This is a genomic window from Pseudomonadota bacterium (assembly GCA_040752895.1).
In the GTDB taxonomy this organism is placed as follows: Bacteria; Pseudomonadota; Alphaproteobacteria.
The window spans coordinates 233,749-246,463 of sequence record JBFMHN010000003.1 but is presented as its reverse complement, the minus strand read 5'-3'; the positions used below and the strand labels follow the sequence as shown (position 1 = coordinate 246,463).

At 56.3% G+C, this 12,715-nt stretch carries 16 protein-coding genes and 1 pseudogene; 6 read left to right on the top strand and 11 right to left on the bottom strand.

Annotated elements, in window-relative coordinates; all coding sequences use genetic code 11:
• Positions 1–657 precede the first annotated feature (657 nt).
• Both AB1781_07500 and AB1781_07495 read right to left on the bottom strand, forming a co-directional pair.
• The gene (locus AB1781_07500; protein ID MEW5704410.1) at positions 658–1,023 is read right to left on the bottom strand and encodes a phosphoglycerate kinase; all 366 of its coding nucleotides are present in this window, start codon (positions 1,021–1,023) and stop codon (positions 658–660) included.
• A 346-nt stretch (positions 1,024–1,369) separates the two neighbouring features.
• Positions 1,370–1,600, bottom strand: a complete 231-nt coding sequence (locus AB1781_07495; protein ID MEW5704409.1) for a hypothetical protein — start codon at positions 1,598–1,600, stop codon at positions 1,370–1,372.
• 368 nt (positions 1,601–1,968) lie between these two features.
• On the opposite strand from AB1781_07495, the pseudogene AB1781_07490 reads away from it, so the two are divergent.
• Together AB1781_07490 and AB1781_07485 are read left to right on the top strand one after the other, a co-directional pair.
• Positions 1,969–2,427, top strand: a pseudogene (locus AB1781_07490) (type IV secretory system conjugative DNA transfer family protein).
• Positions 2,428–2,465: 38 nt separating this feature from the next.
• Positions 2,466–3,512 carry a type IV secretory system conjugative DNA transfer family protein gene (locus tag AB1781_07485; GenBank protein MEW5704408.1) on the top strand — a complete coding sequence of 349 codons (1,047 nt, stop codon included), beginning with the start codon at positions 2,466–2,468 and terminating at the stop codon, positions 3,510–3,512.
• On the opposite strand, the gene AB1781_07480 is transcribed toward AB1781_07485, so the two are convergent.
• Both AB1781_07480 and AB1781_07475 read right to left on the bottom strand, forming a co-directional pair.
• On the bottom strand, positions 3,509–3,949 hold the full coding sequence (locus AB1781_07480; GenBank protein ID MEW5704407.1) for a hypothetical protein: 441 nt from the start codon (positions 3,947–3,949) through the stop codon (positions 3,509–3,511). The genes AB1781_07485 and AB1781_07480 overlap by 4 nt on opposite strands.
• On the bottom strand, positions 3,939–4,829 hold the full coding sequence (locus AB1781_07475; protein MEW5704406.1) for a hypothetical protein: 891 nt from the start codon (positions 4,827–4,829) through the stop codon (positions 3,939–3,941). Before AB1781_07475 ends, AB1781_07480 begins: the two co-directional genes overlap by 11 nt.
• Positions 4,830–4,899: 70 nt before the next feature.
• Here AB1781_07475 and AB1781_07470 point away from each other — a divergent pair, with 70 nt between their 5' ends.
• From AB1781_07470 to AB1781_07460, 3 genes are all read left to right on the top strand, one after another.
• Complete coding sequence (locus tag AB1781_07470; GenBank protein ID MEW5704405.1) at positions 4,900–5,595, top strand: hypothetical protein; 696 nt, start codon at positions 4,900–4,902, stop codon at positions 5,593–5,595.
• Between the two features lie 14 nt (positions 5,596–5,609).
• The gene (locus AB1781_07465; protein ID MEW5704404.1) at positions 5,610–6,068 is read left to right on the top strand and encodes a hypothetical protein; all 459 of its coding nucleotides are present in this window, start codon (positions 5,610–5,612) and stop codon (positions 6,066–6,068) included.
• A gap of 149 nt (positions 6,069–6,217) precedes the next feature.
• Positions 6,218–7,543 (top strand): hypothetical protein, encoded by a 1,326-nt coding sequence (locus AB1781_07460; GenBank protein MEW5704403.1) that lies wholly within the window; start codon positions 6,218–6,220, stop codon positions 7,541–7,543.
• A gap of 73 nt (positions 7,544–7,616) precedes the next feature.
• On the opposite strand, the gene AB1781_07455 is transcribed toward AB1781_07460, so the two are convergent.
• The 7 genes from AB1781_07455 to AB1781_07425 all read right to left on the bottom strand — a co-directional run bounded on the left by AB1781_07455 (position 7,617) and on the right by AB1781_07425 (position 11,837).
• On the bottom strand, positions 7,617–7,937 hold the full coding sequence (locus AB1781_07455; GenBank protein MEW5704402.1) for a phosphotyrosine protein phosphatase: 321 nt from the start codon (positions 7,935–7,937) through the stop codon (positions 7,617–7,619).
• A 74-nt stretch (positions 7,938–8,011) separates the two neighbouring features.
• On the bottom strand, positions 8,012–8,926 hold the full coding sequence (locus AB1781_07450) for a zincin-like metallopeptidase domain-containing protein (protein MEW5704401.1): 915 nt from the start codon (positions 8,924–8,926) through the stop codon (positions 8,012–8,014).
• Between the two features lie 494 nt (positions 8,927–9,420).
• Positions 9,421–10,647 (bottom strand): site-specific integrase, encoded by a 1,227-nt coding sequence (locus AB1781_07445; GenBank protein ID MEW5704400.1) that lies wholly within the window; start codon positions 10,645–10,647, stop codon positions 9,421–9,423.
• Positions 10,648–10,678: 31 nt separating this feature from the next.
• The gene (locus AB1781_07440) at positions 10,679–10,927 is read right to left on the bottom strand and encodes a hypothetical protein (GenBank protein MEW5704399.1); all 249 of its coding nucleotides are present in this window, start codon (positions 10,925–10,927) and stop codon (positions 10,679–10,681) included.
• A gap of 9 nt (positions 10,928–10,936) precedes the next feature.
• Complete coding sequence (locus AB1781_07435; protein MEW5704398.1) at positions 10,937–11,173, bottom strand: hypothetical protein; 237 nt, start codon at positions 11,171–11,173, stop codon at positions 10,937–10,939.
• 165 nt (positions 11,174–11,338) lie between these two features.
• Positions 11,339–11,587 carry a hypothetical protein gene (locus AB1781_07430; protein MEW5704397.1) on the bottom strand — a complete coding sequence of 83 codons (249 nt, stop codon included), beginning with the start codon at positions 11,585–11,587 and terminating at the stop codon, positions 11,339–11,341.
• Between the two features lie 16 nt (positions 11,588–11,603).
• Positions 11,604–11,837, bottom strand: coding sequence for a hypothetical protein (locus tag AB1781_07425; GenBank protein MEW5704396.1), 234 nt, complete (start codon positions 11,835–11,837; stop codon positions 11,604–11,606).
• 331 nt (positions 11,838–12,168) lie between these two features.
• Between AB1781_07425 and AB1781_07420 the strand changes: the two genes are divergently transcribed.
• On the top strand, positions 12,169–12,372 hold the full coding sequence (locus AB1781_07420; GenBank protein MEW5704395.1) for a hypothetical protein: 204 nt from the start codon (positions 12,169–12,171) through the stop codon (positions 12,370–12,372).
• Positions 12,373–12,715: the final 343 nt, after the last annotated feature.

The following is a 12,715-nucleotide window of genomic DNA, read 5'->3' as shown; positions in this document are numbered from 1 at the left end:
TGAAGGCTTCGATGCCGGTTCCTCCTCGCGCATTCCTCGTCAGTGCGGGCGCGTATCCAAGGTCGCGCATACCTTGGTCCATGGGGCTCCAAGGGGAGAGGCGAAGTCTCCCTTTGGTCGTGGTCCAGGGCGCGAAAGCCTTGGTCGCGGTTTGCAAAGGGCGCGACAAGCCCTTTCGCCGGATGGGTCCAGGGAGAGCCGCAATCTCCCTGGCCGGGATGCACCGCCGGAACGGTGCCTGCGGCGACGTGACCTCGATGGTCACGAATGACCAATGGTCGCCGCATATCTCCCTTAGCGAAGACGACGTTAAACGGCGCTATGAGCTTAGGGAGACCAAGGGGGGCCTGCGGGGGACAGGATGTCCCCTCAGCAAGGTGGGCGTGGTAGTACCACGCACACCTTGTACTCAATCAGAAAGCCCTCCAGCCTTACGTTAATTCTAACGTTGTAAGCGTTAAGGTCGTTTTAAACCGGCGTCCTGCCGCCCCTTCCCGGCCCGCTGCGTTCCGCCACGGTCTTTCACCGGCCGCCAACATTCATGCTGAAGTCGGCAGATGACGGCGTCAACGTGCGCCGTGTCCGCCGTCCACAGAAAAACAAAACGCCCGGAGCTCGTAAGAGCTCCGGGCGTTTATCGCCTATGGTGAAGGGGGTTTACCACCAGGACGAATAGAAGACGGACTCGCCTTCGCTGATGGCCTGACGAGCCTTGGCGATGAAAGCGAGGTCATCCTCGACTTCCGTGCCATCGGATGCTCCGAAGAAAAAGCCTGACGTTTCCGGCAGATTGCCGGCCCGGACATCGGCTTCAAGGCGGTCTAAGTCTTCGGACGCTAGTTCAACGCTGACGCAGTTGAAGCACTCGGCCGCACCGCCCTTCTCGCGGTAGAGATTTTCCATCCAGCCGTGAAGGTTTGGATGTTTCCGCCAGTAGTGCAGCCGGGCATAGTCGTCGGTCGAAAAATCGACCGGACTGGCCGGTTGCTCGTTGGTTGCGTAAGCATACATATCAAGTCCCATTTTTTAGTTCCTTTCGTTCGTTGTTAATCGTCCCGAAGGACGCGAACGAAGGCGCGGACGGTTTAAGCCGCTGCCGTCATGGTCAACACGGGCTCCCGTCAGGGAGCTGGCGCGGGCCGGCCATTGACGGCGAGGCGGCGTCCGCAACAGTCGCGGTCCGGATAAGGGACGAACACACGAACGGGGGCCGAAAATGGGCTGAGCTTTGATGCGTTGCAACACAAGCACGACGGAGAACCGGCCTGAAGCCAAGTAAAGGTCTTCAGCCGTAGCAGTGAGAACAGCAAAGCGGCCCCGGCGGTCAGGCCGGGGCCGTTTGAAGCGCGTTTGGGCGCGGGTGGCGGGGTTATTCCCCCGCCTTTTCGCTGTCGCTCTCAATGGGGTAGAGAACGAAGCCGCCGCTGATAACCTGCGTGCCATGCACTTTGACGTAGAGAGAGCCGTCTTCGTTGTTCCAGGCAACGCCGATCCGTTCGTAGGTGGCCTTCTTGCCGAAGCCCACACGCTGCTTTGCGATCATCGTGGGCCGATTGGCCTGGCCGTTAGCGGTGTCTGCGCCGTTGTTTGTTTCAGTCATTTGAGTAGTCATCGTAGTTTCCTTTCGTTTTAAGCGGCTGGACCCATTCCAGCCTTACCCGCCGTTTTGCGGGCGGACGGGAACGAGTCATGGCCAACACGGGAGCCCCGCTTGCGGGGCGAATGGAGCGGGCCGGCCATTGACGCGCCGTCAGGGCATTCCCGAGTGAGCTTGCGAACGGGCCGTTTGCTACACGGCTTAATGGGTATGGGCTGGAATGAAGACACGGACGCGGACGGAAGAAACACCCGATACCTCAAGTGCATTGAAATAGGCGCGGACTTTCCGGCGAACGGCGAGGAATGAGCGAGGATCGTCCCTAACAGCGCGGGCTACAAAGCAAGGACACTCGAAAAGGGTCTTATGCGATGAGCAGGGAACAATTCGTCACGGCGTTTGAGTCAGAGTTGCCTCGCGGCACGCATTCAGTGCTGATGAGCGAACAGACTGCCCCGCAAGCGACATGGGCGGAAACGACGGACATCGTCGCCAGCAACGCTATGGCTTATGCGCCTCAAAACCCGGCCGGCAAGATACTGGTGGGAGCCCTTGGTCCGAAGCTGATCGGTATCGAAGACCCCCGGCATGTATTGACGGTGGCCGGCTCTCAGACCGGCAAGTCGGTCATGCTGACGGCCAATCTCCTCTGCACAACCGCCAGCGTCATATGCACGGACATAAAGGGCGAACTTGCAAATAGAACAGCCCGACGGCGGATGGAAATGGGCCAGGACGTATATGTTCTAGACCCCTTCGAGATTACGAGTGGTCACGCAGCGATGCGGCGTGCCCAGTTCAATCCCCTGGCCATCCTATCGCCGTACAGTGCGAGCATCATTGAGGATGCGGGCGCGTTGCCGAGGCGATGGTTGCCACATCAGGCCATGAGAAGGACCCACATTGGGATGAGTCCGCCCGCAACTTCATTGAGGGGCTTATTCTACATGTGGCCGTTGCTCCACAATTTAAGGGGCAGCGGACGCTCATCACAGTCGATGGAAAAATCAAGGAGGCCCTCACTCCCCTCCCCGGTGAAGTGGACGCTTTTGGCGATCCTATTGCCGCGCTCGACCGCGAAATGATGAAAACGGCGGAGCTATTGTTCGCGCGCGATCCGGGGTGCGTGATAGCGAGCGCCATCAAAGGCGCGGCGCGGGACTTCTATGACAAGGGTGTCAACGAACGTGGCAGCGTTCTCTCTACGGTGCGACGGCATACGCGCTTCCTGTCCTATGGCGGCATCCGGAAAGTCGTATCCGGCCATAGCTTCACCTTGCGGGATGTAAAAACGAAACGAAACGGCGTGACTATATATCTATGCCTGCCGTCGGGACGGCTTGGGCTCTGCCATCGCTGGTTCCGACTGATGATCAACCAATTCTTCGGCGAGATGGAAAAGGTGCGCGGCGTGCCCGCAACCGGCGTCCAGGTGCTCGTTGCCCTGGACGAATTTGCAGCCGCAATCGGCAAATTAAACATTATCCAGACGGCGGCGGGTCTCGTCGCGGGCGATCCCTATCACATCAAGCTTTGGACGATTGTGCAGGACTTCAACCAGCTCAAGGACCTTTATGGCAATCGCTGGGAAACCTTCATGGCCAATGCGGGTATCGTACAGGCTTTCGCTATAAATGACTGGACGACGGCTGAGTATTTATCCCGGCGTCTGGGCCGTACGCCGGTCGATACGAGCCGTACAGAAATGCGTGATGGCAACGCCGTGCAGGTCTTCGGGAAGGAAATGCATCGCCTAATGACGCCGGATGAACTCATGATGTACTTCGCGCGCACCGATTCAATGCGTCGCGAACTCGTTATATGGCCGGATGTTGCGCCGATGGTTTTGCAACGCGTGCGCTATTTCGACCCGGCAAGTGCTGGATTTAAGTGGTTTGCGGGCAAATACGATTAGTTCGGCGACGGGGCAAAAAGTGTGCGGATGTCGATGCCGCGCGCCCGCGCCTGCTCGTTTTCCTTCTTGGCGAGAAACCGACCAAGTGCAGGATCGTTTGCCACTTCATAAGCAAGAACGGACGGTAAGCGACCCTTGTAATCGCGCACCAGATAATCGAGTTCCTTAAATCGGATGAGCCACTTTATGACGGGGCGCGACCGATACGCCGCACCGTAGTGTAGCGCGGTCGATTTCGTTTCCGACTCCTTGATGTTTATATTGTCGCCCATATCTGCGTATTCGTTCTGGAGTGCTTTCATGTCCCCCAAAACAACTGCCGTGAAAAATTTCTGGATTGGATCGCGCACCGGGCGAAAGCCGGAGCCGATCTGAATATCTTCTCGAAGTGTCGCGCTTTCGGGCGACGCATTATCGATGGGGTCATTACCGGCCATCTGCGTTCTCCCTGCTATAAATTGTGAAACCGCGCGGTATGGCCGTCTTGAAGAGGTCAGTGACTGAAATAGACGACCTGTGCTGAGACGGAAATGCAATGGCGTCAAAGTTCGTGAATGTCTGCTTTCCCGAATACGGCAACAAGAGCAGTTTGCGGGCCTCCTTCCCGTCTCCTTCATGCTTTTCTATGGCATAGAGCAGGTAGCAGGTGCCGGGTGAATTATAATGTGCGTCACGCAACATAAAAACGACCTGCCGCTCAGAAAATATCGCCGCCCAGCCCGACCAGTTAAATTCGCTAATGGCTGCTCTTGAGCGCCGGTTTCTGTTTTGCGCCGCCGTAAGCTGGCCCTTCGGGTCGGCATAAATTGTATCGCTAAGACTGACAGTCAATATCGTACCGTCCTGTGACAGCACCAGTTCTTTGACAGAAAAGCGGCCTTCTTCGCGCTCCGTCCAAAAATACGTTCCCGGAAGGTCTCTGGTGAATTGCGCTTGTATAGCCTTGTACCCCGGAACGCCTCTTGCAGCGAATTCGGTAAAAGCGAGAGGCGCGGCGTTCGCGTCGCCCTTCTCCTCCATTTCTTCAGGCCGAAGTAGCCCCTGACCTATCAGAAAAGTCTTGACGGCATTCAACCGCTCCGCGCTTGGGGTCTGGGACCCGCTGTCGAACCTTCGAAGCGATTCCGAAAACCGACGCACGTCTTCGGTATCGACATAAGAGGTGGGCAGCTTTTCGTCCAACAGAATGTCGGTCGCGATGCGCTCCCAACCGTGCCGCTTGCTGGCGCGGTAGTGGCTCAACCGCGTTCGTAGCCGCTGAATTTGCCACGGCCGGAAGCCGTCCAGGACCTGCTGATCTGCACGCGAGGAATCCACGCGGAACGCCCCTTACCCCATCGTCGACAATACCCCGGAAAGAATAACCCCTGACCGGAGGCATGACGACATGAAATTGTTCCGCCGAAAGAAAGTCAAATATGAGCAACTGCCCCCGCAAGTAGGCCGAAACGAGTACATCTCAAGCTGGTTCTGGGGAGACGGTCGCCTGTCTCACCTGGTTGTCGATGCGACGGCGGACTCTTTTGAGAGCAAAACAAACTACGAGCTGTATACCACGATCTGCGCTGTTGGCTTACTGATCTGCGGATTGATTGCTTTCAACGTTCTGGACCCGCACGTTCCAGGAGCTGGGTACTGGGTCTTTAGTTCCGCTTTCATCATCGCACCCATTTTGGACTGGATCATCAAATGGCTCGTCCGCGAGACGCGGGTGCTGACGGTCACGTCGAAAGCACTGACGGTCAAGCGCCCCGATGGCACTTACGACTATGACATGAACACCGTAGTTGGCGTCCATCTCTACCGTGTGGACCAACAACGTGTGGACAAAGAGTTTCGCGACAAGCGCAAAAAGAAAAACCCGGAATATTTCTCGCCCTACTGCATGGACCTCGTGCTGGAGACCGTACTTGGCCCACAGGCCCTTGGAAGCATCTACGGGCTGAAGGATGCCCAAGCGATCGCCAATGCCATAAATGCCGCCATTCAAATTATGAAGGGCCGCACTGGGGCGGGCAACGGTCCGGTCGTAGACCCGCGCTTTCAATACCGGAGCAAGTCTGCTGGCCGGATTCCGATGTAGCAGGAGAAAATGTCATGAAAGACCTCAAACAAATCATCTTGTGCAGCCGGGTCGCCGACTATTCGTTCATTCGCAACATTCGCGTGACGAATGATTCCGCACTTGTCACGAGCGTTGAGAAATTGCCGTTTCGGTATCATGAATTCTTGCTGAAACGGCGCAAGAAAAAGGATCGGGAAGCGCGAATAGATGTCCCTTTCAAAGGCGAACCAGACTCTCTCCGCTGCGCCTATTGTGACAACACGACTATTTTTCAGTGTGACAAATGCGGTTTCCAGTCGTGCATGACGACCGGCGCGTTAGAGCACTATTGTCCGGGATGTCGAAAGACCTATCGGGCAAGCTCAATAGATTATTGCGATGCTTCGAATTCAGGCTTCATTGGCATTAATCTCATTCCCAGATTTGACTCCTGGGACCGAGCGCAGTTGGCCTTGCGCAGACTTGTAGATTATCGCAATCGATACTTTTGACCATCTGGTCGGCCTCTTCGAGGAAGGCGGAGGATAGAAATGTCCTCCGCCTCTCTTTTTTGCACGAGGAACGTGCGAGGAAGAGCGCGGCGAATCCTCCGTAGCCTGCTCTTCATGCTCGGAATGGCCGGGCTGAAAGGCAGGTCACCATGAACTACTCCATCGAAACTTTTCTGCGCAACAATCGCAAGGTAACGGACACCGTGTTGTTCATCTTAAGCAGCGTCAGCGCCTACTTCACCTATGAGGGCGCGGTCATGGTTCTTGATTCATCCAGCACTCAAGGCGGCTTCAGCGTTTCGGCCGCTGTGTTCTCCTTGGGCGTGTCGTCAATGATCTTTGTGTTCTGGCGCTATGTAATGGGCATCGTGCCAACCATGAGGACGGCCAGAAACCGCTGGCTCGGCATGGGTATCATCGGCCTGGGCGGTATGTTCATCCTGTGCCTGAGCTGTTGGATGAACGTGATGGCGTTGGCCGGTGCCGGCGCACTCACGGCCCACATGCGCGACAGCATCAAGGACTATGAAACCGCCCTGCAAACAGCCTATCAGCAGGCAAAAGGCATAGAGTCTCTTGCGGCAGACCTCGACATAGCGGCAGTTCGCTACGGAAATCTTGCTGACCGCGAGGCCCGTCAGGGCACTTTGACAGGCGTTGCTGGTGCGGGCGGCGTTGCCGACAGCCTTCAGACCTCGCGCAAGGCGCTGTCTGATCTTTCAGCAATGATCAAGAGCCGTAATGGCCAGGTCGAGGGTCTGTATACGCAGGGCCAAGCGGCGATAACGGCAATGGCATCGCTTGTCACGACGGAAGGAGCTATCGCTGAACGCTATACGGCCTTTGCCGCCGAAGCCGCCAAGGTGGCGAAAATTGTCGGCACGTTGAATGGCGGCGAACTGGCTTCTGTTGTTTCCCGCTCAGTTCGCAGCTTGTCCGGTGGCACAGGGTTATTCAACTCGATGTCGAACAACAAGAGCGTAGCCACGGCGCAAGGCGACGCGCTGCAACGCCTGGCGAGCGATCTGTCAGGTACTGGCGACAGAATTGCGGCAACGGCGGCCGAACTGGGAAAAGCCGCAAGCACAGAGCCGCTCGCTTTTGAACGTTTAGCTCCGTCAAAAGCGGTCGTACTTTATGCCGATGAATTGCTGCCGTACTGGGCGGGTGGTGTTGGTCTTGATCTGATGCCGGTGGTACTCGTTCTGCTGCTGATGCTTCTCTATCATGCTGAGGCAGAACCACCGCCGACCGACCCGGATGTTGACGGTATGTCGTTCGGGCAGGTGCGTAAGGTGCTGCTTGCACTGGAGCAGACGAAGGCAGGCCAGACCAGTATGGCAAACACTAAGCCCCCGGCTTTGCAGGCGGACGGGCCGGCACCCGCACCGCTAGCGGCGAAACTACCTGATCCGCCCGGCCTCTCGGCTTTCGATGAGGACGAATGGAGCAGACACCTAAACGGCGCGCGTTAGTTCGAAATGAAGCCGGGACAGGGAAGCTAAAATCTCCCTGTCCCGGTTTTTTTGGGAAAGCATGTTATCGAAGTCAATCGAGAAACTGCGGCACGCGCTCCTTCAGAAGGGTGACCAGCTCCTCCTGCATGAACTCATAATCATCGGGGATGCCGAGCACTATGACCGGCCGCGCGTCGAGCTCCTGCCGGAAGCGCTTACGAACGACATCACGATGTCGCTGCTCCATGACAAGCAGCCGGTCGGCCCAGGCAACCAGTTCGGCGGTCAGCGGTTTTGGGGCCTGTGGGTCAAGCCCTGCCGAGCGCACCTCAAGTCCGGGATACTCAGCAAACACAGCTTCGGCGGTTGGGCTGCGGAGCTTGTTGGCGGTGCAGACGAACAGGATTTTCATGGCCGCCATCCAAACGTGGCGAGAGCACATCCGTCAAGAAAATTGACGCGCAGAATTGAAGGAAAGCAGCGGCACTAAGCCGCTGCCTCCTCGTCTATGGATGAATGGGATTTATGCAGGTAATCGACGGCACGCTGGGCATGAGCAGCAGCGGAGAATATCGCGCGCTTATCGTTCTTCAGCACTTCAAGCCAACTCGCGATATAGGACGCGTGGTCATCGCGAATTTCCGGCGTGAGATCGAGGTCGGCACAGAGGAACGCGGAACCGAGTTCGGCAACGAGTTCTTCGCGCGCGTAGCCTTCGTCGCCCCAGCTCTTGCGACCGAAACTGCGGTCGAGACGCGCCTTATGGCGGGTCCAGTGCGTCATTTCGTGGGCGAGTGTGGCGTAGTAGCTCTCGGCATCGCGGAACGTCTCAAAGAACGGCATTTGCACATGGTCGGTGCTAATGGAGTAGTAGGCACGATTGCCGCCGTGGCGGATGTCGGCCTTCAGAGCCGCAAAGTAGCCCTCAGCGTGTTCAATACGCAGCGGTAAGTCAGGACGAGGCGCTGGCTTGCTGTAGTAGTGCTCAGGCAGGCCGTCGATTTGCTCGACGTTGAACACGGTATAGCCCTTCATGAACGGGATTTGACGCTCAGTCTCTTCGCCGTTGTCACCCTCTTCGGTGCGGGTGAGCGTATTGGCATAAACGACAAGGGAACCTTTTTCGCCCTTGCGGACATTGGCTCCAAGTTCAGTCGCCTGGCGGAAGGTCATCCAAATTGGCGCAGCATAGCTTTGCTCCATTGCGGCGGCCCAGAGCATCAGGATGTTGATGCCGGAATAAGGCTGGCCGTTGTGGCGAAGCGGGCGCGTGATTTTTCCTGCGGCGTGGTCTGCGCTCCAGGGCTTGATCCACGGTCGCACGCCATTTTCGAGTTCCGCGATGATCTTGTTCGTGACGCGGGCGTAAACGTCCTGCCGATTGGAATTGTTGAGTGTCATGTTCCGTCTCCTGTCGATTGGGTTTCCTCAAGCGCGGAAACGGATCGCCAGACGGAGGAGACGGAGGGTCATGCCCAACACGGTCTCGCCTAAAGCGGGAGTGGTGCGGGCCGGGCATTGACCAGACGGCGCGTCTGGCTAGGAGAAGCGCTTAAATTGAGGAAAGCCAAACAGGAGATGAAGAACAGGACTCACGTTGCCACAGGGCATCAAGCGGCCGACGTTTCGCTCAAGCGAAAACGCGCGGAATGGCTATGGCATGTGATGCAAGGGGTCGCAGTCTCGCGCCACAGATTTGCCACAAGCCGAAACGGATCGAAGAAGAGAATGGCGGATTCATGCGGGTTAGCGCGGTCAGGATTTTTGTGGCAAAAACGGCCCCGAAGGGCCGATTTCTTTCCAATAATTTCCGCTAAGTGACTGATTTAGTTATGGTCGGAGTGACAAGATTCGAACTTGCGATCCCTTGCACCCCATGCAGGAAAAAACCCCAGCTATTCTGCGGCTTGCAGGGGACGCGCCACAGATTTGCCACAAGAAATTAGGCCCATTTGGCCAAGTATGCCGGTATCGACTTTCTCATCGTCGTAAACGCCTTCAATGAGGTGACCATAAACGTTGAGTGTCGTCGTGATGTTCGTATGCCCCATGAGGGTCTGAATCTTTTTCAGATTCGTTTTCTTTTCAAAGAGCATCGAGGCGTAGAAGTGCCGTAAGTCATAGGGACGATATTTCGGGCGCTCGATAACTTCGCCTCCAACCTTCACTGTTTCGATGAGACCGGCCTTCATGCAAACTGCATTGAAGCCACGCTTGCGCCAGTTGCGCGGGCACTGCCATTTGCCGTTTGCGGTGGGAAAGACGAGGTCATAGTCGTTCTTGGCCGCGAGTTCGTCGGCATAGTAGCGCACCATACTGAGTGTATCGGTGCTGAGCTCGATGAAGCGCCGTCCTGCCGGCGTCTTCGTCACCGAAATCTTTTTGCTGCCGCCCTCAATCGCTCGGTCGATTTGAACGCCGTTTTCGCGAATGGCGGTCTTGGCGAGCGCGAGATATTCCTGCGGCCGCATTCCTGAATCGGCAGCCAGATAGAGGACAGGTCGATAGCGCTCCCACGTTTTCGCAACTAACGCATTCTTGGAATTGGCCATGTCGTCTGCGGCGCGTAGGAGTGCTACGACATCCTGCCGCGTCGGAATGACGATTGGTTCGTCATATCGGGAGTCAGCGCGGATACTGATGCTATTGGCCGGATTGGATGCGATGTGGCCACGCAGGGACATCTCGTTCAACACGCTATGAAAATAGCTAAGCGCCTTGCGGGCGGTGTAGCGCGACGGGCAATGCTCCAGGAGCCACGAGCGAAACTCGACAACGTCGGGAGACGTGAGCTGTTGAAGCTCCTTCGGCCAATCGTAAGCCTTCATAAAGTCGGCGAAGTATTCATATGATTTGAGGGTGTAACTGGTGACCGGCTCGTTGCGGTCCGTGCCCTCCTTCTCACAGATTTTGAGCCATTTATCGACGGCGTCGGGAATGCGCCGGATTGTGAGGTCGAGGCCGCTACTTTGGTCTTGCGCTCTACCGCTTTCGACAAAAGCGCGGGCTTCTTTGAGCGTATTGAAGGTCGCGTAAGCGTAGCCTGACTTGGTGGTCTTGCTGGGGTATCGAACTTGATAGGTTGTACCTGTTGTACCTGTTCTCTTTCGTATATCGGACATCACTCATACAATAGCAAGCTATTGGTTTTTTTCAACTTTTATTGAACTCATCACGGATGTTTTCCCGCGCTTCCTTTTGACGCTGCATGTAAATGCCAGTGAGGATTCCTTTGTCGATTTTCAGTCGTCCATCGATGGGATCGACAAAGAATGGAAGCTTGCGGCGTCCATGCGCATCAGTCTCTGCTGCGCGCTTCATCTGACGGGAATTCAGTTCAACGCCCATGTCGGCGAGAACCTGGCGGGCCTGTTCGAGATCGATGAAACAGGGCCGCTCCATCTCGCCCTCCTACAGACCGAAGTCCTGGGCGGCGCTTTTATACGGCCCCTTGTTGCACCATCCCTCTATCGGATCGCCGTTGCGATGACGCGGCGTGACCGGGTCGTCGAACTCATCGACCGGCTGGTAATAAAGACTGGCGTTGCGGACGTGCTTGATACCGTGTTCGTCGAAGCGCTCTTTTAGCTCCCACATTGCCTGGAAAAATTCTTCAGTGGTGTAGATGCCCTGAAACTTCACTCTCATTAGGTTGTATCCTCTATTTCTTTTCATAATACCACAGGTTGTATTAATAAGGTCTTAATGAGTCCTCGGAACGCCTTATTTACCGGGAGATTGATCGAATTCACGCCTCAACACGTCACTTAAGCGGAATAGAGAAATACAACCTTTAATGTATATATCCGTAAGTTAGGCCGCCCAAAGGCGGCCTTCCTCACGTTGCTTGGCCTTCCGAGCCAGAGAGTGGGTGGGTTTACCGCGAGACCTGTCGTAGCGGGCCGCCGGCACCATGTCGTCATAGAGGTCGGCGAGCCGGCTGCGGGTATTACGATTACGAAGGCGTGTTTTCACACGGAAGTCGTAGAGCTCTTTGTCCACCTTGAATGCCGCATTGGCACGCTTTTCATTGGTGGTTTTGGGATGGCGAAAATGGCTCATGAAAGCCTCCTACCTGCTAAAGCGGCATTTCTGGGTCAAAGTCCTCGAACCAATCTTCGTGACCGTATTGGTTCTTGAATTCGCGGAGCTCTTCCTCGGAGAACACTGGATCGAAGTCGGTCCAAAGCGTGACCAGTTCGCAGTCGAGGGTGATTTCCAGAAACTTTTCGACCGAGCACTGATACTGCCGCTCTGCCGTCGTCTTGAGGGTTTCGTACTGCTCGTCGCTAAACGAGAGTTCGAGTGTCACTTTCCGTTCCATGGCCTTTGTCCTTTCGCGCCGTGTTGCTAACGGCGCAGACCATAGGAGCGCGGGCGATGGGCTTTCCTCGCGCGTTCCTCGTACTTGCCGGAATTTCCCGGCCCCGCTTCGGCAATTCCGCGCGTTGTTTTCCGGGACGTTTCCAGACTTCGACCGCCTGCGCGGCTTCCTAATCCATTTTTTCTCCTGACGCCTTTTTGCCCCTGCCGCCTCCGGTCCGTCAGCGGCCTTTCCCTGCTGATGATTGTGACTGGGGGACGCATGAAAGGCCTCAACAGCCACGGTGGCGAAAGAGGCCAAGGACATAAGGAGTAAAAAAATGTCTGGAACCTACTCAGCAGTCGAACTGCAAACCTTCTCCCTCGAAAAACTTCATGCGCTGTATTACGCCGTTCAGCAGGAGCTGCGAAAACATGCTCCCGGTTCATCCGAATACGAGGACGCTCTCGCAAGCTTGGAAAATATCGCCCGAGCCATCCACGTTCGCCGCGTATGTCACCACGGCCCGAAGCTTGGCCGATAAACCGGCATGCTTCGTCTGGAGCCATCCGTTGCCCTCACAAAAAGGGGCGACGGTGGCCGACAGACGAAGGCCACGACCACGGCCTGCTTTGGTGGTGAATCCCGTCCCTCCCCATCGCGAGGAACTGGCGAGGATTAGGGGTCTCAGAGCGGCCTATTTTGCCCTTAGAGGCCGCTATCAACTGGGCTCAAGGGCAATGACAAATCACGCGCAACCCAAGGCAAAGATTCAGGAAAGGGCTAATGGCTCCGACCCGCGCCTTGTGGCGTTGGTCAAATATCTTGCCCGCCGGGCCGCCGAACGTGATTATAGAGACCTTCAATCGCAGTCGCGCGATCAGTCG

Coding starts and splice junctions, on each gene's coding strand:
- AB1781_07440 (MEW5704399.1), bottom strand. CDS start 10,927: ATGGAGCGGCCCTGTTTCATCGATCTCGAACAGGCCCGCCAGGTTCTC.
- AB1781_07420 (MEW5704395.1), top strand. CDS start 12,169: ATGTCTGGAACCTACTCAGCAGTCGAACTGCAAACCTTCTCCCTCGAA.
- AB1781_07435 (MEW5704398.1), bottom strand. CDS start 11,173: ATGAGAGTGAAGTTTCAGGGCATCTACACCACTGAAGAATTTTTCCAG.
- AB1781_07465 (MEW5704404.1), top strand. CDS start 5,610: ATGAAAGACCTCAAACAAATCATCTTGTGCAGCCGGGTCGCCGACTAT.
- AB1781_07495 (MEW5704409.1), bottom strand. CDS start 1,600: ATGACTGAAACAAACAACGGCGCAGACACCGCTAACGGCCAGGCCAAT.
- AB1781_07460 (MEW5704403.1), top strand. CDS start 6,218: ATGAACTACTCCATCGAAACTTTTCTGCGCAACAATCGCAAGGTAACG.
- AB1781_07485 (MEW5704408.1), top strand. CDS start 2,466: ATGGTTGCCACATCAGGCCATGAGAAGGACCCACATTGGGATGAGTCC.
- AB1781_07470 (MEW5704405.1), top strand. CDS start 4,900: ATGAAATTGTTCCGCCGAAAGAAAGTCAAATATGAGCAACTGCCCCCG.
- AB1781_07445 (MEW5704400.1), bottom strand. CDS start 10,647: ATGTCCGATATACGAAAGAGAACAGGTACAACAGGTACAACCTATCAA.
- AB1781_07455 (MEW5704402.1), bottom strand. CDS start 7,937: ATGAAAATCCTGTTCGTCTGCACCGCCAACAAGCTCCGCAGCCCAACC.
- AB1781_07450 (MEW5704401.1), bottom strand. CDS start 8,926: ATGACACTCAACAATTCCAATCGGCAGGACGTTTACGCCCGCGTCACG.
- AB1781_07480 (MEW5704407.1), bottom strand. CDS start 3,949: ATGGCCGGTAATGACCCCATCGATAATGCGTCGCCCGAAAGCGCGACA.
- AB1781_07500 (MEW5704410.1), bottom strand. CDS start 1,023: ATGGGACTTGATATGTATGCTTACGCAACCAACGAGCAACCGGCCAGT.
- AB1781_07430 (MEW5704397.1), bottom strand. CDS start 11,587: ATGAGCCATTTTCGCCATCCCAAAACCACCAATGAAAAGCGTGCCAAT.